The sequence below is a fragment of the Thermococcus aggregans genome (assembly GCF_024022995.1).
Taxonomy (GTDB): Archaea; Methanobacteriota_B; Thermococci; order Thermococcales; family Thermococcaceae; genus Thermococcus_A; species Thermococcus_A aggregans.
On sequence record NZ_CP099582.1, the window covers coordinates 1,638,296 to 1,662,109 of the forward strand.

The 23,814-nt window shown below is 43.1% G+C and carries 25 protein-coding genes; 15 read left to right on the top strand and 10 right to left on the bottom strand.

Features of this window, described 5'->3' with window-relative positions:
• Positions 1 to 16 precede the first annotated feature (16 nt).
• Positions 17 to 1,210, top strand: a complete 1,194-nt coding sequence (gene gcvT, locus NF865_RS08945; RefSeq protein WP_253304378.1) for a glycine cleavage system aminomethyltransferase GcvT — start codon at positions 17 to 19, stop codon at positions 1,208 to 1,210.
• Positions 1,211 to 1,213: 3 nt separating this feature from the next.
• Here gcvT and NF865_RS08950 read toward each other — a convergent pair whose 3' ends face one another.
• Positions 1,214 to 1,789 carry a cyclase family protein gene (locus NF865_RS08950; RefSeq protein WP_253305649.1) on the bottom strand — a complete coding sequence of 192 codons (576 nt, stop codon included), beginning with the start codon at positions 1,787 to 1,789 and terminating at the stop codon, positions 1,214 to 1,216.
• Positions 1,790 to 1,883: 94 nt separating this feature from the next.
• Here NF865_RS08950 and NF865_RS08955 point away from each other — a divergent pair, with 94 nt between their 5' ends.
• Positions 1,884 to 3,149, top strand: a complete 1,266-nt coding sequence (locus NF865_RS08955; protein WP_253304379.1) for an adenosylhomocysteinase — start codon at positions 1,884 to 1,886, stop codon at positions 3,147 to 3,149.
• Between the two features lie 208 nt (positions 3,150 to 3,357).
• Here the strand turns inward: NF865_RS08955 and NF865_RS08960 are convergent, their stop codons facing one another.
• The 3 genes from NF865_RS08960 to NF865_RS08970 form a co-directional block, all read right to left on the bottom strand.
• Entirely contained in the window at positions 3,358 to 3,699 is a 342-nt protein-coding gene (locus NF865_RS08960) for a hypothetical protein (protein ID WP_253304380.1), read from the bottom strand.
• A gap of 21 nt (positions 3,700 to 3,720) precedes the next feature.
• Positions 3,721 to 4,632, bottom strand: coding sequence for a hypothetical protein (locus tag NF865_RS08965; protein WP_253304381.1), 912 nt, complete (start codon positions 4,630 to 4,632; stop codon positions 3,721 to 3,723).
• 151 nt (positions 4,633 to 4,783) lie between these two features.
• Positions 4,784 to 6,064, bottom strand: coding sequence for a hypothetical protein (locus tag NF865_RS08970; protein WP_253304382.1), 1,281 nt, complete (start codon positions 6,062 to 6,064; stop codon positions 4,784 to 4,786).
• 234 nt (positions 6,065 to 6,298) lie between these two features.
• Between NF865_RS08970 and NF865_RS08975 the strand changes: the two genes are divergently transcribed.
• Positions 6,299 to 7,141, top strand: coding sequence for an alpha/beta hydrolase (locus NF865_RS08975; protein ID WP_253305650.1), 843 nt, complete (start codon positions 6,299 to 6,301; stop codon positions 7,139 to 7,141).
• Between the two features lie 84 nt (positions 7,142 to 7,225).
• On the opposite strand, the gene NF865_RS08980 is transcribed toward NF865_RS08975, so the two are convergent.
• The gene (locus tag NF865_RS08980) at positions 7,226 to 8,245 is read right to left on the bottom strand and encodes an adenylosuccinate synthetase (protein ID WP_253304383.1); all 1,020 of its coding nucleotides are present in this window, start codon (positions 8,243 to 8,245) and stop codon (positions 7,226 to 7,228) included.
• A 134-nt stretch (positions 8,246 to 8,379) separates the two neighbouring features.
• Here NF865_RS08980 and mobA point away from each other — a divergent pair, with 134 nt between their 5' ends.
• On the top strand, positions 8,380 to 8,967 hold the full coding sequence (mobA, locus tag NF865_RS08985; protein WP_253304384.1) for a molybdenum cofactor guanylyltransferase MobA: 588 nt from the start codon (positions 8,380 to 8,382) through the stop codon (positions 8,965 to 8,967).
• On the opposite strand, the gene NF865_RS08990 is transcribed toward mobA, so the two are convergent.
• Together NF865_RS08990 and NF865_RS08995 are read right to left on the bottom strand one after the other, a co-directional pair.
• On the bottom strand, positions 8,945 to 9,838 hold the full coding sequence (locus NF865_RS08990) for a GNAT family N-acetyltransferase (protein ID WP_253304385.1): 894 nt from the start codon (positions 9,836 to 9,838) through the stop codon (positions 8,945 to 8,947). The two genes, mobA and NF865_RS08990, sit on opposite strands and share 23 nt — an antisense overlap.
• A gap of 30 nt (positions 9,839 to 9,868) precedes the next feature.
• A complete protein-coding gene (locus tag NF865_RS08995) occupies positions 9,869 to 10,825 on the bottom strand; it encodes a tetratricopeptide repeat protein (RefSeq protein ID WP_253304386.1) in 957 nt (318 codons plus the stop codon).
• Positions 10,826 to 10,936: 111 nt separating this feature from the next.
• Here NF865_RS08995 and NF865_RS09000 point away from each other — a divergent pair, with 111 nt between their 5' ends.
• From NF865_RS09000 to NF865_RS09045, 10 genes are all read left to right on the top strand, one after another.
• Complete coding sequence (locus NF865_RS09000) at positions 10,937 to 11,923, top strand: hypothetical protein (protein ID WP_253304387.1); 987 nt, start codon at positions 10,937 to 10,939, stop codon at positions 11,921 to 11,923.
• 164 nt (positions 11,924 to 12,087) lie between these two features.
• Positions 12,088 to 12,291 (top strand): hypothetical protein, encoded by a 204-nt coding sequence (locus NF865_RS09005; RefSeq protein WP_253304388.1) that lies wholly within the window; start codon positions 12,088 to 12,090, stop codon positions 12,289 to 12,291.
• A 74-nt stretch (positions 12,292 to 12,365) separates the two neighbouring features.
• Positions 12,366 to 13,115 carry a hypothetical protein gene (locus NF865_RS09010; RefSeq protein ID WP_253304389.1) on the top strand — a complete coding sequence of 250 codons (750 nt, stop codon included), beginning with the start codon at positions 12,366 to 12,368 and terminating at the stop codon, positions 13,113 to 13,115.
• Between the two features lie 45 nt (positions 13,116 to 13,160).
• Positions 13,161 to 14,081 carry a ribonuclease Z gene (locus NF865_RS09015; RefSeq protein ID WP_253304390.1) on the top strand — a complete coding sequence of 307 codons (921 nt, stop codon included), beginning with the start codon at positions 13,161 to 13,163 and terminating at the stop codon, positions 14,079 to 14,081.
• Positions 14,059 to 14,766 (top strand): TraB domain-containing protein, encoded by a 708-nt coding sequence (locus NF865_RS09020; RefSeq protein ID WP_253304391.1) that lies wholly within the window; start codon positions 14,059 to 14,061, stop codon positions 14,764 to 14,766. Before NF865_RS09015 ends, NF865_RS09020 begins: the two co-directional genes overlap by 23 nt.
• Positions 14,767 to 14,771: 5 nt before the next feature.
• Positions 14,772 to 14,948, top strand: a complete 177-nt coding sequence (locus tag NF865_RS09025) for a hypothetical protein (protein ID WP_494546324.1) — start codon at positions 14,772 to 14,774, stop codon at positions 14,946 to 14,948.
• Positions 14,949 to 14,993: 45 nt separating this feature from the next.
• Positions 14,994 to 15,173, top strand: coding sequence for a KH domain-containing protein (locus NF865_RS09030; protein ID WP_253304392.1), 180 nt, complete (start codon positions 14,994 to 14,996; stop codon positions 15,171 to 15,173).
• A 3-nt stretch (positions 15,174 to 15,176) separates the two neighbouring features.
• Positions 15,177 to 15,758 carry a site-2 protease family protein gene (locus NF865_RS09035; RefSeq protein ID WP_253304393.1) on the top strand — a complete coding sequence of 194 codons (582 nt, stop codon included), beginning with the start codon at positions 15,177 to 15,179 and terminating at the stop codon, positions 15,756 to 15,758.
• Between the two features lie 72 nt (positions 15,759 to 15,830).
• Positions 15,831 to 16,403, top strand: a complete 573-nt coding sequence (pgiA, locus tag NF865_RS09040) for a glucose-6-phosphate isomerase (protein ID WP_253304394.1) — start codon at positions 15,831 to 15,833, stop codon at positions 16,401 to 16,403.
• Positions 16,404 to 16,521: 118 nt separating this feature from the next.
• On the top strand, positions 16,522 to 18,207 hold the full coding sequence (locus NF865_RS09045; protein WP_253305651.1) for an acyl-CoA mutase large subunit family protein: 1,686 nt from the start codon (positions 16,522 to 16,524) through the stop codon (positions 18,205 to 18,207).
• 6 nt (positions 18,208 to 18,213) lie between these two features.
• Here NF865_RS09045 and NF865_RS09050 read toward each other — a convergent pair whose 3' ends face one another.
• From NF865_RS09050 to NF865_RS09060, 3 genes are read right to left on the bottom strand one after another with little or no spacing between them, the layout of a single operon-like run.
• Positions 18,214 to 20,367, bottom strand: a complete 2,154-nt coding sequence (locus NF865_RS09050) for a COG1470 family protein (RefSeq protein ID WP_253304395.1) — start codon at positions 20,365 to 20,367, stop codon at positions 18,214 to 18,216.
• 3 nt (positions 20,368 to 20,370) lie between these two features.
• Positions 20,371 to 21,159, bottom strand: a complete 789-nt coding sequence (locus NF865_RS09055) for an ABC transporter permease (RefSeq protein WP_253304396.1) — start codon at positions 21,157 to 21,159, stop codon at positions 20,371 to 20,373.
• Positions 21,152 to 22,090 (bottom strand): ABC transporter ATP-binding protein, encoded by a 939-nt coding sequence (locus tag NF865_RS09060; RefSeq protein ID WP_253304397.1) that lies wholly within the window; start codon positions 22,088 to 22,090, stop codon positions 21,152 to 21,154. The genes NF865_RS09055 and NF865_RS09060 overlap by 8 nt, the downstream gene beginning before the upstream one ends.
• Positions 22,091 to 22,600: 510 nt before the next feature.
• Between NF865_RS09060 and NF865_RS09065 the strand changes: the two genes are divergently transcribed.
• Positions 22,601 to 23,812, top strand: coding sequence for a threonine synthase (locus tag NF865_RS09065; RefSeq protein WP_253304398.1), 1,212 nt, complete (start codon positions 22,601 to 22,603; stop codon positions 23,810 to 23,812).
• Positions 23,813 to 23,814 lie beyond the last annotated feature (2 nt).

Sequence of the window (23,814 nt, forward strand, 5' to 3'; positions counted from 1 at the left end):
CATAAATGGTGATACTATGAAGAGGGTGCACATTTTTGACTGGCACAAAGAGCATGCAAAAAAAGTTGAAGAATTTGCAGGCTGGGAAATGCCCATCTGGTACTCAAGTATAAAGGAGGAACACCTTGCAGTAAGAAACGGCGTTGGAATCTTTGATGTTTCACATATGGGTGAAATCTTCTTCAGAGGGAAAGACGCCCTCAAGTTCCTTCAATATACCACAACCAATGACATCTCCAAACCACCGGCAATAAGCGGAACTTACACCCTAGTCCTCAACGAGAGAGGAGCTGTGAAAGATGAGACCCTTGTGTTTAACATGGGCAACGATACATACATGATGGTGTGCGACAGCGATGCATTCGAAAAGCTTTACGCGTGGTTTACCTCAATTAAAGGAGCAATTGAACAATACACCAAACTCGACCTTGAGATTGAAAATAAGACCTATGATTATGTAATGTTCTCAATTCAAGGTCCCAAGGCAAGAGACCTTGCAATGGATCTCTTTGGAATTGACATTAACCAGCTCTGGTGGTTCCAAGCAAAGGAAGTTGAGCTCGACGGCATAAAGATGCTTCTCTCAAGGAGCGGTTACACCGGTGAGAACGGCTTTGAGGTTTACTTTGAAGATGCTAACCCCTATCATCCTGACCCAGAAAAGAGAGGAAAACCCGAGAAAGCCCTCTACGTGTGGGAAAAGATCCTTGAGGCTGGACAAAAATACGGCATAAAGCCTGCCGGACTTGGTGCGAGAGATACCTTGAGGCTTGAAGCGGGATACACGCTCTACGGCAATGAAACAAAAGAGCTCCAACTCCTGAGCACTGATGTTGACGAAGTAACCCCCTTGCAGGCAAACCTCGAGTTTGCGGTCTTCTGGGACAAGGAGTTCATTGGAAAAGAGGCACTTCTAAAGCAGAAGGAGAGGGGGCTCTCGAGCAAGATGGTGCACTTCAAGATGGTTGACAAAGGAGTACCAAGGGCAGGATACAAGATATACGCAGAAGGAAAAGAAATTGGAGAAGTAACAAGTGGAACGCTCTCACCCCTGCTGGGAATTGGCATAGGCATAGGATTCGTTAAGCCAGAATACGCCAAACCAGGCGTGGAGATAGAAATTGAGATAAGGGGACAAAAGAAGAAAGCCGTAACAGTCACTCCACCCTTCTACGACCCCAAGAAGTACGGAGCATTTAGGGAGGAGTGATTTCTACTCTTCTTCTTTTATTATTGCAAAAGCCCTAACTGGACTGCCCGAGCCGTTTTTGATTTTCAACGGTACCCCAAAGAACGTGAATTCCTTTCCTATGAGCTTTTGTAGATTGGTAAGGTTTTCGAAAATAACAACTTCATTAGACAGCAGGACTTTGTGAGTGCTGGAATCACCTATAGTGGGGGCATCGATTCCCACAACCTTAACACCAAGCTCAACCAAGTATTTTGCCCCTTCCTCAGAGAGATATACCTCTCTCCCACCGGTGTAGAAAAGCACGACTTCGGCACTTTTCGTGATATCTTGCGGCTTTATGTTCTCATTTAGAGAGGATACATCCAGAACTACGCCTTTTCCAATGAATCTCTCAAGGGGTATCTCATCTATCGTCTTTCCGCCCGGAATGAAGTGTGCTGGAGCATCTACATGTGTCCCGCTGTGCTCTCCGAGGAAGAGGGCGTTCGTATAATAACCGTCTTTTTCAATTGCAGTCCATTTTCTTATTTCAACTCTTGGATCGCCGGGATAAACAGTGGTTTCTTCGCTGAGCTCAAGGGTTAAATCCACTATCACTAAACTATCTCCGAGTACAATCCTCATTACCGACACCTATTGTCTGGATAATCACCTTTTTAACTTCTTAGCATTACCTCAAAAGGGTGATGGTATGGACTGCACAAAAGATTACTGTGTAAAGGACATTAATTTGGCACCCGAAGGAGAGAAGAAAATAGACTGGGTCTCTCGCTTTATGCCTGTTCTCCAGCACATAAGAAGGGATTTTGAAAAAAGAAAGCCCTTTAAAGGAGTTAGAATTGCCGCAACGTTGCACCTTGAGATGAAAACCGCTTTCTTGCTTTTAACTTTAAAAGCCGCCGGAGCTGAAGTTTCGGCAGCAGCGAGCAATCCCTTAAGCACTCAGGATGACGTTGTTGCCGCTTTAGCCAAAAACGGAGTAAAAGTTTATGCCATAAGGGGGGAAAGTAGGGAAGAATATTACGAGTTCATGCACAAAGCTCTCGACATAAGGCCGAACATAATCATAGACGACGGTGCGGATATGGTCTCGACGGTTTTAAAAGAGAGGCAAGAGCTTATTCCAGAAATATGGGGAGCGAGTGAAGAAACTACGACGGGTGTGATAAGATTAAGGGCGATGGAAAAGGAAGGGGTGCTTAAGTTCCCAATCATAGCGGTAAACGACAGCTATACAAAATACCTCTTTGACAACCGCTATGGAACGGGACAATCAACTTGGGACGGAATAATTAGGAGCACAAATCTGCTCGTTGCTGGTAAAAACGTCGTAGTTGTCGGTTACGGATGGTGCGGAAGAGGAATAGCTATGAGGGCTAGGGGATTGGGAGCTACGGTAATAGTGGTCGAGGTAGACCCAATAAAGGCTTTAGAGGCTAGAATGGATGGATTCTTGGTTATGCAAATGAAGGAAGCCGCAAAAGTAGGAGACATCTTTGTTACTTCAACCGGAAACATAAACTGCATCCGCAGGGAGCACTTCGAGCTCATGAAAGATGGGGCGATTTTAGCCAATGCTGGGCATTTTGACGTTGAGATAAGCAAGCCAGATTTAGAAAGCTTAGCCGTTGAGATAAGCAATCCAAGACCCAATATTACGGAGTACAAGCTCAAAGATGGAAGAAGGTTATACCTCCTTGCGGAAGGAAGGTTAGTGAATTTAGCGGCAGCAGATGGTCATCCGGCTGAGATCATGGACATGAGTTTTGCTTTACAAGCAAAGGCAGCGGAGTACATCAAGGACAACCACGAGAAGCTTGAGCCCAAAGTTTACGTTTTGCCAAGGGAAATTGACGAAATGGTGGCTAGGATTAAGCTCGAATCCATGGGCATCGAGATTGAGCAGCTAACTGAAGAGCAGAGGAAATACTTGGAAAGCTGGGAGCACGGGACTTAACTTCTCTTTTTAATTTCAATCATCTAAACGGCCAGCGTTTACATACTCCCAAAGGAGACCTATCACTCCTGCTGCGGTAAGTACAATCCCACAGTACCTAATCAAAAATTTGTTCCATTCGAGATAAAATGAGGAAAACATTAAAAGAAGGCCTGACAAAAAAAACCAAACGTCTAATATATTTGAGGGACTTCACGTTTCCACCTCCTTAGTGCCCGAGAAACAGCATTCTTTGCCCTATTCTATTTCTATTCTTCCAAACCATTTTGATGTACATGCCAATTAAGCCCAGTTCAAATGCTACTAAAAGCACCGTTAATGCAGGGAGATTTTTGACACTTTCGGCTGCCAGATACGTTAAAGGAACACTCAAGAGGACTCCAACCGTGCTGATAGGCATGTTCTTCTTCACGATTGCAGACAGCGTGATCAGAAAGAGCACAAGGTAAAGCATGTAGAATGAGTGTTTAACGTGTCCCGTTATTCCCGCTATTCCCAGAAGAATGGCAAAAACAGAAGCAAAAATTAAGGAAATGTCGGACTTTCTCATTTTGCATTCCCCCTCAAATAATTATGGATTTGCACTGCAAGGCTCTGTAATTCTGATATACGAGAACGGAGGGCCGGAGATTATCATATCCTTTTCTCCAATGCACAGAGTTATTTTGGGCTTGAAGTAGAGAGCCTGAATGTCTTTATCTAAGTAAATGTAAGCCACAAGTATGCCCTTTTCATGGGGTAAAAGAACCCTCTTGAGATTCTTAGGAGGTGTTGTGGGGACTTGTGAGGCATCACTTGCGCTAAGAATTCCAAAGTTTAGTACTGAGATGTTGTACTGGGGAATAATCACTGTATTCACATATGATACGTTTAAAATTTCGACTGGCTGCTCTGTTGGATTTCTAATTTCCACTGCATAGACAACCACTTCCTTGTCCTTTGTGAAAGATACTTCTTCTGGATTGTAGTGGCCAAATTCAATTGGGACATCTTCTGACGTAATATTGGCTATCTGAATAGTGAGATCTACAAAGACTGAGCTTTCATTTACCTCAGTTCCTCCTACTAACAACGTCGTCTTTGCGTATACTCCAAAATTGTACTGGTAGTTAGGTCTGCTAAAGTTCATAGTTATGGATAATGGAATGTACCCTAGGAGGGTTCTATTTATGCTTTTCAGCCTTTCATAGTTGTAGATCTCATGAAACCTTGAGAAAGAAACGACCACATTCGTTGAACTGTCGAGGTTCTCCTTGGGATAGCACCAATAGAACGTTAATGTTATGGGCTCGTTTAGATAAACATGAGCATATCCAACATAGCTCGGAATCAGTTGGTGCATGTTGTCGGATACGTTGCCTATAGCAGTGTTTTCTTCGGCAGTTTTGTAGGTGGAAGTAGTTTGATTTCCCCCGAGACATCCTAGGAATAATGTAGAAAGCAAGATTACTTCGAGTATCAGGCTATAAACTGTTTTTTTCATACTTCTCCCCTCTTGGTGTATTACTCCCCAAAAATATGTTCTCAATTATTTTTCATTTGAACTTCTCATCATAATGATACCACACCTCAAATTATATAAAGATTGTTCTGTAGCAACATAAGAAAAATCAGACATTTAGTGGTGAAGTGTACTATTTTTTCTTTCGCAAGTATAAGAGAAATGCTATTATTGCCAAAGCCGCTCCTCCAAAGTAGAACTCCCGAGGGTTCTCTTTTGTGTTCAACGTAGGTTCTTGAAGAGATATCTGTGAATCCTTATCATCCGTAGAACTGAGAGCAAAGGGCTGTGCATTTGAACAATTTTGGCTGTAATATAGGAATTCTCCATGGACGATTAATGGGGCAAAACTAATGGAGGCGTTTTCTACAGTAATTGAAAAATTCTGCAACTTAAATTTTGTTGGGAGGAGTTTAGGAGATACTGCTAAAAAAGTAACTTGGGCTTCCCTTCCAATGGCGTCGGAACCGTTTATTGGAAATGCGAGAAGCACATTCTTAGCTGATACAGCTAGAGAATCAGTTAATGCAACGCCATTACTTGAAAAGCTTTTTGCCCATAAGAGATTTCCGTCCTCATCGAGAAGGAAAGTTATAAAGTTGCCACCAATAAGGCATTTTCCTTCTGAATTGCAATCTATGTCGTTTATTTTAAGTGACCAGAAAATATCTGTGCTTATTTCTTCTGGCAGAGCTATTGGCAAAATTTCACGCCCCCAGAGAACATTACCTTTTTTGTTTAGTTTTACGATAAAGTATTCTCCAATCCAAGGAGCGTGTTGGGAGCCAGCAACCCCCTCCAATATTGCGGAGTTATTGATTACATAAGCCCCTTCAATCAGTTCATCGTATCCTAAGTCAAGGCTTTTCTGCCATATTATATTCCCCTCAAAGTCAAAAGAGCCAATCCAACCGTTATAATCATTGTTACCCTCTGGAACAAAGAAGTATCCAACGACCAGAATTCCATTGTCGCCTGTTGCAACGTTAGAGAATCTCAAGAAACCTTGATTTGGTTCAACAACCGATTTAGCCCACTTAATTTGGCCCTCTGGAGTTAGACTTGCTAGAACATTTTCAAAAACAAATATCACGTCTCCATTAGGAGCCACAGCAACATCTGTCACATTTAATTTTTTCATCCATAGGGGGTTTCCGTTCTGGTCAAACTTTGCAATAAAATCATGCCCAGCTACTATTAATTCTTTCTTCGGAGTGAAAACGACTTTATGGGCTTCAAGATCTCTGTGCACTGTTGTCATTGCTTGTAATGGCTTCCCCTGAAGATCAGTGCTCAAAAAAGCACTCCCTACTGCGAAAACTCTGCCTTCAGAGGTTACAAGTACATCTTCAAAGCTTTCTCCATAGTCAACTATCCAGCAACTTGCAATTGAGTTCTTTGGAAAGAAGAACAATGAGAGAAAAACCAGAACAACAAACAGTCGTTTCATAACTCATCCTCCTCGTTATCTCTTAACAAGCACACACTTATAATAGACATTCAAAACATATAAAAGTTGCTTCAAACTTCTGCAACTCACTCAAGGGCAGCTTCCATTACCCTTTACAGCAGAAGATTGTCAAAAGTTCGAAGCTAACTTTCCAGAAGAGATTTAAGTTTTCGTTTCCATTTATCTAAGGTGCTGGGCATGATATACAGAGCCAAGTTCGGAACACCTGAAAGAGGATGGGTAATTCTGGTTCATGGACTTGGAGAGCATAGCGGAAGGTATGGAAAGCTTATAAAGATGTTAAATGAGCAAGGCTTTGCCGTCTACACCTTTGATTGGCCTGGACACGGAAAAAGCGGGGGCAAGAGGGGGCATGCAACCATAGAGCAGGCTATGGAAATAATAGATGACATCATTGAAGAGATTGGAGAAAAGCCCTTCCTCTTTGGCCACAGCCTTGGAGGTCTTACTGTTTTGAGATACGCCGAGACGAGACCCGAGAATATCAAAGGTGTCGTAGCTTCTTCACCTGCTTTGGCTAAAAGTCCTAGGACGCCAAGCTTTATGGTGTCTCTTGCCAAGGTGCTGGGGACTTTAATTCCCACCGTAACTCTTAGCAATGGACTAGACCCGAAGTTCCTTTCAAGAAACAGAGAAGCCGTTAAGAAATATGTGGAAGATGAGCTCGTTCACGACAGAATTTCTGCAGCACTTGGAAAAAGTATTTTTGAGAACATGGAAAGGGCACACAAGGAAGCTGAAAGAATAAAAGTTCCCGTTTTGTTCCTTATTGGAACTGCAGACATAATAACTCCCCCAGAAGGTGCAATAAAGTTTTTTAAACGGCTCAAAGTTGAAGACAAAATACTCAAAAAATTTGATGGCGCATACCACGAAATATTCGAAGACCCTGAGTGGGGAGAGGAGTTCCGCAGAACGATAATCGAATGGCTTGTCCAACGTGCGGGAAAGCGTGATGCAATTCAAGCCCGTAGCCAATGTAAGGAAGGTTCGCCAGCTTCGTCGCTAGTAGAACATTGAAAAACCTCGCGAGAATATTAATCGCTAGAAGAGATTGCAACAATGGAAAAGAAGTAGTTAAAAGAAAATCTTGGAGTTCCTTCACTAAATATTTTCCCTTAAGTCAATTATGTGCCCAAGCTCGGGCCCTGTCTTTATGAGAGCCACTGGCACTCCAACCCTCTCTTCTATTTCTTCAATGAACTCCTTTGCCTTCTTTGGAAGCTTGTCAAAATCAGTAACACCAAAAGCCTCTTTGTCGTATTTGTCGAGCATCGTCACTGCCAGCATTGTCGCACCATTGACCCTCGCGGAGTACCTTGCAAACTCAAAGTCGAACCATCCTACCCTTCTCCTTCTTCCCGTAACTGTGCCGTATTCAACAAGCCCCAATCTATCCGCCTCTTCCTCGCTCATCTCTGTTGGGAACGGTCCTGCACCAACTCTCGTTGGGAAGCTCTTGAAGACAACTATAACGTCATCAACCCTCGTTGGCCCTATTCCAACGTCGCTTGCTATTGCCGATGCTGAAGTGTCTTTGGATGTAACGTAGGGATAAGTGCCAAAGTAAAGGCTTAAACCGAATCCTTGGGTTCCCTCAACTAAAACGAGCTTTCCTTCATCGAGGGCGTCGTTAACTTCCTCCGCAACGTCAGTTAAGAACGGCTCAAGTTCTTTGATGTCTTTTGCTTGCTTGGCTTTCCTTAGTGCCCTATCAGCATTAGCTGGCCCACAGCCAGAACCGGTAGTCCCTATCTTTCCGTGGAGGTAACCATTGGTCCGGTCAAGCTCTTTGTGTTTCGGCTCTATTATCGCACAACGGTAGTCAATTCCAACTCTATCTCTGACGTTGAAGTCTTTCAGGTGCTCAAGTTCGTAGAAAAACACTTCAGGATCAACTAGAACTCCAGCTCCAACGAGAAGCCTTGCCTCTTTGTTCATAAAGCCTGTGGGAAGTTGTCTTACTGCATATTTTTTTCCGTTTATAAAAACGCTGTGTCCTGCGTTCGTCCCAACGCCTCCGCGTGCTATGACCTCTGGCTTGTCGTGCATCGCAAGATAAGCGATTATTGACCCTTTCCCTTCATCTCCCCATTGACCGCCAACAACTATGTAGCTTGGCATGGCTCCTTACCCATAGTTAACAAACTAACATCTTTAAAACAGTTTTGGCGAAAAACTAAAAAGCAGATTGACAAATAAATGTCAAAACAACACAGGCATTCTTATAAAAATCACGAAACTATGGTTGAGAGGACATGATCGCCGCGGTGCTTGCTGGGGGGAAAGCAAGGCGTTTTGGAGGAGAAAAATTACTTTACAAGGTTAGCGGAAAGCCCTTAATACTCCACACCATCGGGAGGGTTCTACGAGCTGAGAAAATAGAGGAAGTCGTAATAGTGACTTCAAGGGGCAAACAAGAAATCTTTGAAAAACTTGGCTTTAGAGTCATTACTGACGAGCTCGAAGTAGGCCCAGCTGGAGGGGTTTACGCAGCTCTTCATAAGCTGGGGGATGCTTTTGTAATTGCCGGAGATATGCCCCTTGTACAACCGGAGTTTGTGGACTATATTGTGGAAAAGTTCCATAAGCTTAAGCCCCATGTTTGTGTCCCAAAGTGGGAGAACGGCTACTTAGAGCCTCTCCACGCTGCGTATTCGAAAAGTTTCCTGGAAATACTGGAGAAACAGATAGCCAAAGGCAGATACATGCTTAATGAGGCAATAAGGCTCTCTAAACCTTGCTACATCAAAATAGAGACCCTTCCAGAAGCTTGGCGAGAGAGCTTTTTTAACGTAAACACTAAAAGCGACTTAAAAAAGATTAAAGGCTTTTCGCGAGTATAATAATTCTCTCAATTACCTTGGGCTTGAACTTCTCCATTAAGTCTTTTTCGATGATTGTACGGAGCTTTTTGAAGCCAAGCTCCCTCGCTCTGCTGAGCAAAAGTGGAAAATCTTCTTTCCTTCCCCAAAGATAGCCTGTAACGATAGAACCCCTGTAATAGACCTCTTCGAGGACGTAATAAGATTCCCCAATCTTTCCACTTTCGAAGTAAATTCTATCATCTATTCCAGCTATTTTATCTTTAAACGCCATGAACCAGTGGTGGTATGAGCTCTGAAACTTTCCTGCGACCATCTCTAAGTTTTTAACATCATCCCAAGAAAACTCAAAGACCTTTGGTTTGGTTTTCGTGAGTGGGAAAGAGCTTAGATCAAACTCAACAAAGCTGACATCATGAAGGACATCTCTCATCCCCAACTTTTCATAGAAGCCGATCGCTGATTTTTCAGGTGTTGCGGTAACCAGCTCACAGCCTTTCTCTCGGGCTAGCTCTTCAATAAACTCCACAATGCTTTTTCCCACTCCCCTGCCCCTAAAGTTTTTGTGTACCTCAAGAACGTCTATATGGGCAATCCGCTTAATCTTCCCTTTTATGGGCTCTTCACTTATCAAAACTTCCGCATTCCCCATTATTTTCCCGTTTTCTTCCGCAACAATTGGAAATTGGCCCTCTAAAAGAAGGCTGTTTAGATGAACTGCACATGTCTCGATGCTCATCCAAGGGCCGCCGTGAAGGTAGCGTTCCTCTATGCTAAGCTCCTCATAACTGGCTTCTCTCCCCTCGCTTTTCTTTATCCATCTCTCAACCCCAGAGCAGTGAACTTGGACTATGCCCTTGCAGTCCTCAAGCTTTGCAACCCTGACTTCCATAAAGACCACCAAAAAGTAAAAATCTAAAAGTCAAAGCTCCGCTTCGCTTAGGAACTCAAGAAGGTCTAAAAGCCTTCTGTTCTTTATTTTGGTTATGTACTCACTAACTTCTTCTCTCCCTACTTTGCCGTCTTTGTACAGAGCTACCGCCTTCACTCCCTCAAAGAACTCCTTCATTTCTGGAAATGCCCTAGCAAACATGTCCATGTTGTTGTAGATATCTTCAAATCTGTCCTCGAGCATCATCTGCCACAGTACATCTATCAAGGCATCAAACCCAACATCAAAGTACTCGCTATCTCTTCCGTAGAGCATTGCATAGAGGCACTCATGAAGTGCGGCCTCGTAGTTATCTTTATCTTCAAACATTTCCTCGAAAACAAGGTGTATCTGAGACTTCATCCTATTGTCTAGATTCTCTGAAAGAAGTTCCGCGAGCTCAGCCTTTGCCTCTGCAATTTTTCCCATTTCAAAGGTTATGTAAGCTTTGTAAATCCTTATCTGCTTTATCTCCTCTTCCTTTCCAAGTTCTTCTAGGGCTTTTTCTGCCTTTTCCATAAGTTCCAGCGCTTTCTCATACTCCAAGAGTTCCTCGTGAATCAGCCCCATGTTGTAGTAAATCTTTGCAATGTTCTCTAAGTTTCCTTTTTCTGTCTCCTTCTCAAGAAGACCTCTGTAGAGGTCAAGTGCCTTTTCCAATTCGCCTATAAGATAGTACAAATCGGCAAGGTGATATTTAGCCTCGAAACTATCTTCTTTTTCAGCTATCTTCTCAAACTCTTCAATCTTGTCGATGTTTAAGAATTCGAGGAAGTAATACACAACAAGCTTATACAGCTCATAGTCTTTACACTCAAGGGCCAGTTTTTCGGCCTTCTCAAGAACCTCTTTTAGGTCATCTTCACTCAGCTCATCCACCTTGTAATAGAGCAAACTTGCCAGTCTTTTGCAGTCTTTCTCCTGAATTGCTTTAAGGATTTCCTCCATTTACCGCACCTCAAAAAATTTAGGCAAGATAACATTTTAACCTTATGCATAAGCTTATTAAAATATACTTGCTAATAGTAATTTAGACAACTGCCATTGGTGGGGATAGGTATGAAAAATGTCGCGTTGCTGACCCTCTTATTCCTTGCCCCATTTACCTCTGCCTACACGTTCAACTTCTCTTCCGATGTTTACACCCTGATAAGAGACCCCACCTTCGCATGGGCAGATTTCGGCAGTACAACCTTCGAATGGAGGGGATACGAGTTAAACACGACCGAATACCTATATTGGGCAGGCATACTTCTTTCTGGAATAGGAAACTGTACATTGAGCAGTGACATCAAGCTAAGGGACAAAAAAGGAGAGTACTTTTATATGTCCTATGGAACCTCGGGAAGAATGGACGGGGTTTCTTATCTGCCAATTTTCGAGCCAGATTTATATTCACATCACCATGATCTGGACCGCGGGCCTTATGTTCTTGACATCAGCCTAAAAGTTAGGGAATGCGAAGTCACAATAAAAGAATTTACGTTTATAACGTCAAAAATTAAGCCAAATGAGCTCCCTTTACTTCTTATACCATCCAGTTCGTGTTCTGTGGAAGAACCAAAGGTCGGTGCATTAGAGTTTGCAAACAAAAGCTACTGGAGAGAATTTGAGTTGAACTTCACATTTCTCTACGATGGTAGCGATGTTGATCTTGTAAACGGGTGGAAAAGTGAACCCTGCCCTATATTGAGCATACATAATGGAAAGGTATGTCTAGCCGAGGATTACTGCACCAGCTATTGCTCAGCTAATATCTCTCCCGGGATTTACAACGCAAAATTAAAGCTACAAGAGGGTAATTTGTCTGTCAAACTATTTAAAAATGGAATAGCGTTTGAAAAAACTGTCCAAGTTAGACATCCCTTTTATTTGGCATCTCTAGGCGCTCCATGTTCTCACGCATGCATATACAACGTTACCTTTTATGGTGTTGAAGGAGACCCATCGGAAACTTTTTACACAAAGGAAGAAACGTATGGAGGGTTTATTCTCGCCATAGCAGTCTTGATTGCACTTATAATAGGAATCAAAATGAGGAAGTAAAGGTTTACACTTGTCCCCTTATTCCGCAGATATGAAGAAAGTGTGAAGGCTAAAACCATTATTTACTGAACAGTTTCGGGACAATGCCAAGGTTATCTTGCCAGTATCTCGAAAGAGAGAAAATTTTTTTAAACGATAAAGTAAAAAAACAAGAGGGGATTTTTATGAAAACTTCAGAAATAAAGCCCCATAAAGCTGCAATATTTTTGTTTCTTATCGTTATTCTCATTCAGGTCCCCCCAGTAGAGGCGCTTGATCGTGTAAAACTTCTTCAAGGAAACTTCAGCAATCCCCTTCATCTGGTAATTCATCCGAGCTATGAGGCTGATTGGATCGAGTTTGTCTTCACAACAAAACTGAAAAAGTAGTTGAGTACCAAGGGGAAGGGGGTGTAACTAGAACTCCTCCATTGGAGTTAGTTTTCAATGGTTCAGGGAAGCTCTTGGGAATCGATGCGCGTCTTTACAAATACAGCGGGAAAGAAGTTTCAGGCACGTTAAGATGGGAAAATGGGAGCAAAAATTTCACAGTTCCAGTAAAAGATGGGCGAATATGGATTCCGGGGGGAGATATCAGCGGGGAAGTAACTCTTCATCTAAATCTTCCGCCCAACGCTTCTACAATTGCAGTAGCTTACTATATTAATGAAAGAAAGCCGATAAATGAAGATCTTCTCATAAATCGGGAGAACCGCACATACTTTAACTTCCCATTTGGAGGGAGATTATGGGACACTGCTCACATCGACGCGTGGTTTGAGCTGGCTGATGAAGGGGACATATTGATTTTCGATTTTGGCAACGAAAAAACATCAAGAATATTCGTAAAGGACAACGATATATGTGTTGAGCTGCATACGCCATATTACGGTAAAAAGAAGGAATGTTCTATACTTCCGCAAAAAAGAATTCATCGCCTGCAACTGTCCCTAACAAGAATTCCCAATGGGGAACGAACCTTGACAATCTGGATTGACGATGAAAGCCCATTTGAGGAAAAAGTAAACTCCCCAGTTAGGTTCTGGTATTTTGGGAATACAGTCTCTTTACTAAGCCTTGAGGCCTCTGTTCATAGAAATCCTGATTATTACATCGTCCCTCCCGATGATAGAAAAGCAGACATTGCCATTGGCATTTCAATCTTGGCGTTAATCCTCAGTGTTATTCTGTGGGTACACGAGAAGAGGAAATAATCCACAAAGGAAATACCTTTTAAGTTTTTGTGTAGATTTTAGACCATGCTTGAAGTGATTTTCCTTGGGACCGGGGGAATAATGCCAAACAAAGAGAGGAATGTCCCTGCCGTAGCCTTAAAATACGAAGGAGAGGTAATTCTGTGGGACGTGGGGGAGGGGACTCTGAGGCAGCTCAGCATAGCCAAGATAAGCCCGATGAAAGTAGAGAAGATTTTCATAACACATTTTCATGGGGATCACTACCTCGGCTTGATGAGCCTCATCCAGACGATGACCCTGTGGAACAGAGAAAAGCCCCTCCACATCTACGGGCCAAAGTACACCTTTGAATTTATCCAAAACTACCTAAAAAGCGGGTTTTTCAGGCCGAGCTTTGAGATACATGTTCACGAGCTTGGAGAGGCAAGGTTGAAGTTCAAAAATTACGAAATATGGAGCTTCAAAGTTGAGCACGGTGTTCCGGCGTTAGGCTACGTTTTCAAAGAGAAAGACAAAAGAGGGAGTTTTGACTTAAATAAAATTAGGGAACTCGGCTTAAAACCCGGTCCCTGGATGAAGGAGCTTGAAACCAAAGGTAAAATTGAAATTAACGGCAAAGTTATCCACCTTGAAGACGTAACTGGGAAGCCAAAGAAGGGAGTGAAAATTGTTTATACCGGTGATACCGAGCCCTGTGAGAGAGTAAAGCTCTTTTCTGAAAGGGCAGATGTGCTGATCCACGAAGCAACTTACCTAAACGAAGAAGACAGGGGTGAAAGCTACCACTCAACAGTCATGGAGGCTTGCGACATTGCGGAAAAAGCGAAAGTTAAACTTTTAGTTCTATTCCACAGAGCCCCTAGATACACGTATGAAGAGTACAAAAGAGAAGCTGAGAGGCTCTGCGGGCATAAATTTATAATTCCCAGAGATTTTGATGTGCTTAGGATCGGTGAGGAATATGAGCTATCTTCGCTACGTTAAAATAATTGGCACAATGCACGTATCTCCAAAAAGCAGAAGTGAAGTGAGGGAGCTTATACTAAAGGAGAAACCTGACGCGGTTGCTATTGAACTCGACATGGGAAGGTTCTACGCACTCCAGTCCCCGAAAAGGATGACATTCCAGGAAGCGCTGAAGCTTGGAAGGAAGGCACTTTTGGGGTATCTGCTCATGAAAGTTGAGGAAAAAATTGGGGAAGAATTTGGAATGAAGCCGGGAGAGGAAATGCTGGAAGCAATCCATACGGCCTCTCTTCTTGGGGTACCTCTTTATCTAATTGATGAGGACATCCAGAGCATTATGGGAAAGCTCCTTAAGGCACCTCTGAGAGAGAAAATACTTCTCCTGCTTGAGAGCTCCCTTGTTTTTCTTCCAATTGCGCCTGAGGGAGAAAGCCCGGAGGATATAATGGAGAGTTACAAACTAATGATGCATAGATTTAGGCTCCGTTATCCTTACCTCTTCAAAGTCCTTGTGGAAGATAGGAATAAGACAATGGCGAGGAATTTAAAGGCAATTGTTGACGGACTAAAGATGAAAGGCGTTAAGAAGCCCAAAGTGATAGCGGTAGTGGGGCTTGGTCACAAAAAGGGCATAGAAAGGCTTTTGAATTCCTACAAGGAAGACAAGGCTTTTATACAACAAGAACAAAATAACGACCGGTGATACAAATGGAAAGACAACACCTAAAATGTCCGCTATGTGGAGGAACGAGCTTTAAGGTTGAGGAAGGCAAGCTGGACAGCAAGTGGGGTTTCACGGCACACAAAGTGAAAATCGTAATATGCGAAACCTGCGGGTATGTGATGATGTTCTACAAAGGAAGAACGATATGGGACTTCGACTAGCCTAAACTTTATATTCCCTCCTTACAATTTTTCATGGGGTTGGAAATGAGGGAAGAACTGAAGCGCATGCTTAAGGTTGAGATTCTTGACGTCGAGTACGAAGGAGACAAGATAATCGTTTATGTCCCCAAGGATCAAGTTAGGATAGCTGTAGGCAGCGGAGGAAGTGCTGTAAAATCAGCGGAGCTTGTTCTTGGGAAGAAAATCGAGATTAGAGGTAGATGATCAATGGTGCTTGGCCTTAGGAAACAGGAGCTCGAGGACTTGGCAATATCTTTCATCGTGCTTACACTCGTCTTTTCCAATTTTGAATTAACTGCAATCCCCTATGTTGCCTTTGGCATCTTTACGGCATTCGTGTTCCATGAGATTGCACATAGGCAGGTTGCCAGAAGATATGGGTACTATGCCATCTATAGGAGATGGGACACCGGAATTATGCTGGCTTTGCTGGTGGGGATGTTAAATAAGCTTCTTGGACTTAGATTCCCTTTTGCCGCAGTTGGAGCAGTCCAAGTTTATTCTCTCTACGCAGACTGGGAGGATAGAGAGATTTATGGAAAGATAAGCCTAGCTGGGCCAGTGACAAACATACTCATAGGAACTTTTGCCCTGATTTTGTTGCTCCTAGGAAAATTTTCCGGCATTTTATGGGCTTCTCTGTACTACACAGCCTTTATAAATCTGTGGTTGGCATTCTTTAACCTTCTCCCGATTCCTCCATTAGATGGCTACAAAGTCTTGAGATGGAATCCTGGCTACTGGGGAGTTACAATAGGAATAGCTTTCCTCCTTCAGTCCCTCTTTTAGTTTCACTCTTAGTGATACATAAGGGGAAAGATTAAAATACAAGGAGCCCAATTATCTGACGGGGTGAAAAAAATGAAGTATAAAGAGCCCTTTGGTGTTAAGCTTGATTTTGAAACAGGAATTATTGAAAATGCAAAGAAAAGTGTCAGAAGACTCAGCGACATGAAAGGCTACTTTGTCGATGAAGAAGCATGGGAAAAAATGGTGAACGAAGAGAACCCAGTGGTTTATGAGGTCTATGCAATAGAACAAGAGGAGAAGGAGGGAGATCTAAACTTTGCAACCACCATTTTGTACCCGGGCAAAGTTGGGAACGAGTTCTTCATGACCAAAGGGCACTATCATGCAAAAGTGGACAGGGCAGAGGTTTATCTAGCTATCAAAGGTAAAGGAGGAATGCTACTCCAAACTCCCGAAGGGGAGGCAAGGTTCATCGAAATGGAGCCGAGCACAATAGTCTATGTTCCCCCACACTGGGCCCACAGGACAATAAACACAGGTGATGAGCCCTTCATATTCCTCGCAATATACCCAGCGGATGCAGGCCACGATTATGGGACGATTGCAGAGAAGGGATTTTCAAAGATAGTGGTTGAAGAGAACGGAAAAGTAGTCGTTAAGGACAATCCAAAGTGGAAAGAGTAACTTTTCTTTTCTCCTGATTTTTTAAGATTACTGGATAAAATGTCCAATAGAAAGTAAAGCCTTTGAGTATGTAAAAGATTTTTATAGGCTTAAAACATATCTCCTTAGGGTGGTGTTAATGACTTTCGATAAAAAGAAGATTGAAGAGATTAAGAAAGCAGAACAAGAGTGGGAAGAAAAGACTGTAAAGCCGTTCATCCAAAAAAGACCCGAAAGGAAAGAAAAATTCATGACAGATGACGGTTTTGAGATTAAAAGGGTTTACACGCCAGCAGACCTTGAAAACTGGGATTATTTGGAAAAGCTCAACTTCCCCGGTCAATACCCGTTCACCAGGGGCGTTTATGCCACTATGTATAGAGGGAAGCTCTGGACAATGAGACAGTACGCTGGTTATGCAACAGCCGAAGAGTCAAACAAGCGTTACAAATATCTTCTCGAGCAAGGGCAGACCGGTTTGAGCGTTGCTTTTGATTTACCAACCCAGCTCGGTTACGATTCTGATCACCCTATGGCTGAAGGAGAAGTAGGAAAAGTTGGTGTGGCAATAGACTCCCTCTGGGACATGGAGATACTTTTCGACGGAATTCCCCTTGATAAGGTTTCAACTTCAATGACAATCAACGCCACAGCCGCAAACCTTTTAGCCATGTACATCTTGGTTGGGCAAAAGCAAGGCGTTCCCCAAGAGCAGCTTAGGGGTACAGTTCAAAACGACATCCTCAAGGAATACATTGCCAGAGGTACTTACATCTTTCCACCGAAGCCAAGTATGAGGCTAACGACTGATATCATAATGTACTGTGCTGAACACGTTCCAAAATGGAACTCCATAAGCATAAGCGGTTACCACATCAGAGAAGCGGGAGCAAATGCAGTCCAAGAGGTAGCGTTCACACTAGCAGACGGTATTGAATACGTTAAGGCCGTCCTTGAGAGAGGCATGGATGTCGATAAGTTCGCCCCAAGATTGAGCTTCTTCTTTGCAGCTCACAACAACTTCCTTGAAGAGATTGCCAAGTTCAGAGCCGCAAGAAGATTATGGGCAAAGATAATGAAGGAGAAGTTCAACGCCAAAGACCCAAGATCAATGCTCCTCAGGTTCCACACCCAGACAGCTGGTTCAACTCTAACAGCCCAACAGCCCGAGAACAACATAGTAAGAGTTGCCATTCAAGCTTTGGCAGCCGTTTTGGGTGGAACCCAATCTTTACACACCAACAGTTATGACGAAGCTCTTTCACTCCCAACAGAGAAGAGCGTTAGAATAGCATTAAGGACACAGCAGATCATAGCTTATGAGAGCGGCGTTGTGGATACAATTGATCCACTTGGCGGTGCCTACTACATTGAGTGGCTTACCGACCACATAGAGGAGGAAGCTATGAAGTACATAGAGAAAATCGAGGCAATGGGCGGCATGATGAAGGCTATCGAGCGCGGCTACATCCAGAAGGAGATCGCAGACTCAGCCTACAAGTACCAGAAAGAAATCGAGGAGAAGAAGCGCATCATCGTCGGTGTGAACGAGTTTGTCGTTGACGAGCCAATTGAGGTCGAGATCCTCAAGGTAGACCCAAGCATTAGGGACAAGCAGATTGAGAGACTTAAGAAGCTGAGAAGCGTAAGAGACAGCAAGAAAGTCGAAGAGTCATTGGATAAGCTCAGAAAAGCTGCAGAAAAAGAGGATGAAAACCTAATGCCCTACATCATCGAAGCACACAAGCACTTGGCGACGCTTGGTGAGGTTACGGACGTCCTAAGAGAAGTCTGGGGCGAATACAGGGCACCGCTTATCTTCTGATACCCTCTACCCTATTTTCTTTTCTAGGTACACCACCAAAGCAAGGAGAGCCATCAGTGCCGCCACTATAAGGTATACTTCCTTTGACTTTAATTCGCCAACCTCGACTCCTCTACCTGCTTTCTCAAAGTTTAGAGTTACGTTTCCTTCTCCAATAACCGCCACAGCTATGAAGTCTTCGTAGCTCCTTATGCCAAGTTCTCCTTCAATAGCCTTCCCTCTACCTCTAAAGACTCCCTTGAAGTTCGTGGACAAGGGATCGAAGTTCTCCTTCTCGTTGTTCAATGTGAAATAGTACACCTTTAGCTCCACATCCCTATCCGAAGAGAGGGAAAACCTCAGCTTTTGTCCTCTAAGCGAAGTGGCATTTATTATGAAAGTCCTCAATCCCTCACCGAATTCCCTCTTTTTAAGTTCAAAGCTGAGGTTTTTCAGTTCGTTGATGTAATCAGAAACCAGAAGGATCCCCTCGAAATACCCCTCTCCCTCAACCATTATCATAAATTCGCTCTCGTTGAATACTAGGTAATCACTTCTTCCTCTCTCCTGAGTTGAAGAATCAATAATCTTCCCTGAACGGTCTAGGAGGTGAATCCTCAAATCCTTTCCCTGTCTGATATATCTTCCGTATAGGATGGCAATTTTCTCTCCTTCCCATGGCTCGAAGGCAAAGGGAGGAGTTATCCCATTCCCAAATACCCTGTAAGGTAAGTCTACGTGGTGGTATTCGCTTGTATAATTGACCTTGGCAAGCCAGTTGTCTCCATAAACCGGTAGTATTCCAACCCCACTAACTTCAAGCTTTAAGGGGATCTCTATGTCATTGACCATCACGTTAAAGTCAATCGGCTCGTTCAAGACAAAGCCCTGCGGTAAGTTTGGAAGCTTTAAAACAAGAGTTACCTGGGCATTTTGAACTACGTCGAGCTCCTTAACTTGAGTATCCCCATAATAGAAGTAGGCTTTTATAGAGTCTGGCAGTCCGCTAATGCCAAACTCCACCTTTCCATTGCCAACAATGGCTATCACGTAGCTCACAGTTCCCCCAAGTACTCCCTTAGCGTAGGAATTAACCGCTTTTGCGGTCAGTTCTGCTTTCAAGGAGATAGGGAAGGTGGCAGAGTAAGAACTCGATGTAACCATAACGGTTAAAATCTGTGTATCTTCAGGAACTTTAAACTCGAGATAAACTTCTTCGTTAGGTTTTATGGTAACGTCAATAAAATAAGGTTCGCCCACGAGGACGGAGTTCTGGTAGACTGATACTTTGCCGGAGAACCCTACCTTTCCATCGTTTCTCAGCCATATCTTTAGCTTCTCGTTTTCTTTCTCAGCCCTCACTAAAGACACCTTCGGCATTTCGAAGTAAAAGCTCTCCTGCTTTATTACTCCATAGTCCAGCAGAATCGTGCCTTGAGTAATATCACTGTCAAAAACAACTTCCGTCTCTTCCTTTGAGTTGAGGAAAACTTCTTTCTTATCAAAGGTCATCCCACTAACCAGAAGCTTGAGAGTTACATTAACAGGATCTCCATGGTTTCTTAGAAGAACATGGAGCTTCCCATCTTTCCAGATACGCTCAATTGTCACAAGCTCCTCAAGAGAAGCCACTGTTATGCTCTTCGACAGCTTGGCATTCCTTAGCATAAAGGTCAGCTGGTTGTAAGCGGGGGAAATCTTTAAGGTCAAGCTCTCTCCCGGCTTAAGGTCAATGTCCCTTTCCTCTATCTCTACTCCCTGGGCAGAAACCACTAGCGTATCGTTGATCTCGTAATAGCCGGTGTTCTTTATCTTTACTTTTACGTAGGCATCAAAAGACTCTACAAGGGAAACTTCGAAGTCCCTCTTTTTTAAAACCTTAAAGGTGGAGTAGTTGCCGGACAGATGAAGCTTGAGGGTAAGGGTATTCAAATCCAAGCTCCCGACAGTATAGTTTACCCCCTCAAAGAGAACGCTCTCGCCAAAGTGCAGCCCCTTAGCTAGGCTCGAATTTTCACCATCCAGAAATAGAAAAACAAGGTTGGGGTTGTTTTGGGGGACATCAAAGGTTACGGTGGTGTTATCCACTATTAAAACCTCATCTATTCCGAGCTCAACCGACGCAGCGAGGGCATTCCCGGCAAAAAGGAGAAGCACGAAAAGCGGTAATATCTTTCTCATGGCTCATCCCTCATACTCCTTTCTGTATAATCCCAAGAGAGTAAAGATCAGGCTTAGCAGGATAACACTAATAAAAAACAGTGCGCTCATAGTTGGGTCTCCTTTGTAAGTGTCCAATCCGGTGTGAAGCGTAAAGCCCCTCTTTAAGAGCACCCCTATCTGGTAGCTCAAGTTAAAGCGCTCAGGGTTGTCAAAGAATGGCAGTTGTGGAAGTATGAACTGGGCAGTGAACACCAGCCCAAAGCTTGCAAGGGACGCATAGAGCGGCCTTGAAAGAACTACCGAGAGAAGCATTGAAACTGCTCCGAGGCTCCCAAGGACGAGAACTGTAACTCCGAGGGCAAACAGGAAGTCATCAAACGTTGCCCTAAACCCCTCAAAGCCCGATTTGTAGAGAAGAACCATGTAAACCTGCATCACAAAGTAGGGTATGCCAAAGATAACGAGCACAGCAGTAATTCCGGAAAAGAACTTGCCGAAAACTATTTCGCTTTTCTTTATCGGCTTTGTTAGGAGGAGCCTTATCGTTCCTCTGTCAATTTCACTTGCAAGCAAATCGCTCATGACGATTATAACGACCAGCTGGCCTATCACGCTTGCCCAGAAGTTTATTAAAAACTGGGAGACGTTTATCTGGAATGAAATCTCCAAGGCTTTTGCGCTGTATTCGGTTATCTCTTCGTGTGTGAAGAAGTAAACTACAACGGGGAGAAGCATTAAAACAAGCATCACTTTTAGCCTTCTCGACTTTAAAAGCCTATACACTTCGTTTTGGTAGAGAACGCTAATCACTTTCCTCACCTATGCTGAACTTTTCCATGAGGATTCTCTCAAGCGGGCTTGTGTGGGGCTTGAAAAGCTTTAAACGAATGCCGTTGGAGACTAAATACTTCGGGAACTGCAGGAAAAACTCGTCCAGGAATCTCGGGTCAACCTTAACCCTTATTATGTTCTCTTCTTCCCATACCTCTCTGACATAGGGCTTCTCCCTTAAGAACTGCAGTGCTACTTTGTTGTCCGAGGTAGAAACGTCGTAATCGTTTTCCTCTATCTCCGTTAGCTCACTTATCTTTCCCTGAGCTATTAAACGCCCCTGGTTTATAAGCCCCACATAGTTGCACATCTTCTCTACTTCGCTGACTATATGAGAGCTTACGAAGATTGTTTTCCCTTCCTTTGCCAATGAGAGAATTTTTCCTATGAATTCTATTCTCCCCAAGGGATCAAGGTTTGCAGTGGGTTCATCAAGGATCAAAAGCTCTGGATCCCCAATTAAAGCCGATGCAAAGGTTACTCTCTGCTTTTGACCTGAAGAAAGCTCCTTTATTTTATTCAAGGCTAATCTGCCGACCCCGACGTATCGCATGAGCTTCTTTGCCTGCTCTCTCGCCTCTTCTCTTTTTAAACCTGAAAGCCTGCCCATATAGGTTAGGAATTCAAAGATAGTCATATCCTCGTAGGCTATTGGTGTTTCTGGCATATAGCCGACGTTTTTCATTATTTCAACTCTTTTCTGGGGCATTTCAAGCCCGAAAATTCTAATTTCTCCGTAGGTGGGCCTCAAAGCTGCCGTAAGCATTTTGATAGTGGTCGTCTTACCCGCACCATTGGGGCCCAAAAAGCCGTAGACAACTCCTTTAGGAACCTTAAGATTTAGGTGATAGACTATGTTTCTCTTTCCGAAAAATTTCGTGAGGTCTTTAGTTTCAATTACATGTTCCATACTCAACACCATCAACGTAAATGTTCATTTCAACTAACAAATGATAATCTAAAAGATACTTAAATATCTTTTGATAACGCTTCTAGAATTTCTATCCTTATAAATAATGAGCATTTTTGATCGATATACCCTTGTAGTTTGAGCATTCTATTATTAATTGGTGAGACGAATGATAAGTTTCAAGAATCTAAGAGGATTTTGGGGAAAAGAAAGAAAGCCTGAGGTTCAGAGAGAGTACGCAAAATACGAAGCAATGAATTCCAAAAAATGGTCTGCCAATTCATAAACTGACCTCCCCCCACCCTAAAGGGCGAGGCTTTCAAAAGAAAAATGTAAAAGATAACTTGATGGTGGGCCTCCAAGAGCGAAGGGCCTAAAACAATGGTTATATAAATATTTTGACTTTTTCTTTTCCAACTCTTATGCTTTAGAAGAAGATCAGCAATATCAAACAAGAGTTATAGAAAAACTTAAGGAAAACAATCTTCTACTGATGTTGGGGGATTCATAATGAGAAACTCTTCACATCTGGAAAAATTAGTATGCAGTAAATGTGGTAAGGAATTCTCTCCTGATGAACCACAAACAATATGTGAAAAATGCAACGCTCCACTTTTGCCAATTTACGATTTGGAGAGTGTGAAAAATGCCTTAAGCAAAGAAGATCTAAAGGGCAGAAGAGCGGATATGTGGCGCTACAGGGAATTGCTTCCAATAAAAGATGAGAGAAACATTGTATCCCTCGGAGAGGGATTTACACCAGTACTTAAATTAGAGAAGCTTGGAGAAAAGCTAGGAATTAAAAACCTGTACATAAAGGACGATGGACTCATCCCCACAGGCACTTTCAAGGCTCGTGGTCTGGCAATGGCTGTCTCAAAAGCTAAAGAACTTGGTTTGAAAAAGCTTGCTATGCCAACAGCTGGAAATGCCGGAGCCGCCCTTGCAGCGTATGCGGCAAAAGCTGGAATAGAAGCTTATGTTGTCATGCCCGAGGATGCTCCATTAACGTGCAAGCTTGAATGTTATATTTTTGGCGCTAGAGTTTACTTGGTAAGAGGCCTTATTTCAGATGCCGGGAGAATTGTCAGCGAAGGAAAAAGGAAGTTTGGCTGGTTTGATGTTTCAACAATGAAAGAACCCTATCGAGTAGAAGGAAAAAAGACAATGGGTCTAGAGATTGCTGAACAGTTTAACTGGGAAGTACCTGACGTAATATTGTACCCCACGGGAGGAGGAACAGGGATTATAGGAATGTGGAAGGCCTTTAATGAGCTTAAAGAGCTTGGGTGGATAGACGAGAAAATGCCTCGAATGATTTCAGTTCAATCTGAAGGTTGTGCACCCATAGTAAAAGCTTTCAAAGAAAAGAAAAAAGAAAGTGAATTCTGGGAAGACGCAAAGACCATTGCAGCCGGAATAAGAGTTCCAAAAGCTTTTGCTGACTTCTTGATACTGAGGGTCCTCTATGAGAGTGGAGGTGGCGCCGTGGCAGTGAGCGATAAGGAAATCCTCGAAGCTTCAAAAGAACTTGCGAGAGAAGGTGTGTTTGTGTGCCCAGAAGGTGCTGCAACCTTAGCAGGATTAAAACAAGTGGTTGAGGAGGGGGATATTGATAAGGACGAAAAGATACTCCTTTACAATACTGGTTCTGGAATTAAGTACACTGAAGTTTACTCAAAAAAACCTCAAATTGGAGTTACCGCTTATTACCTCCATTAATG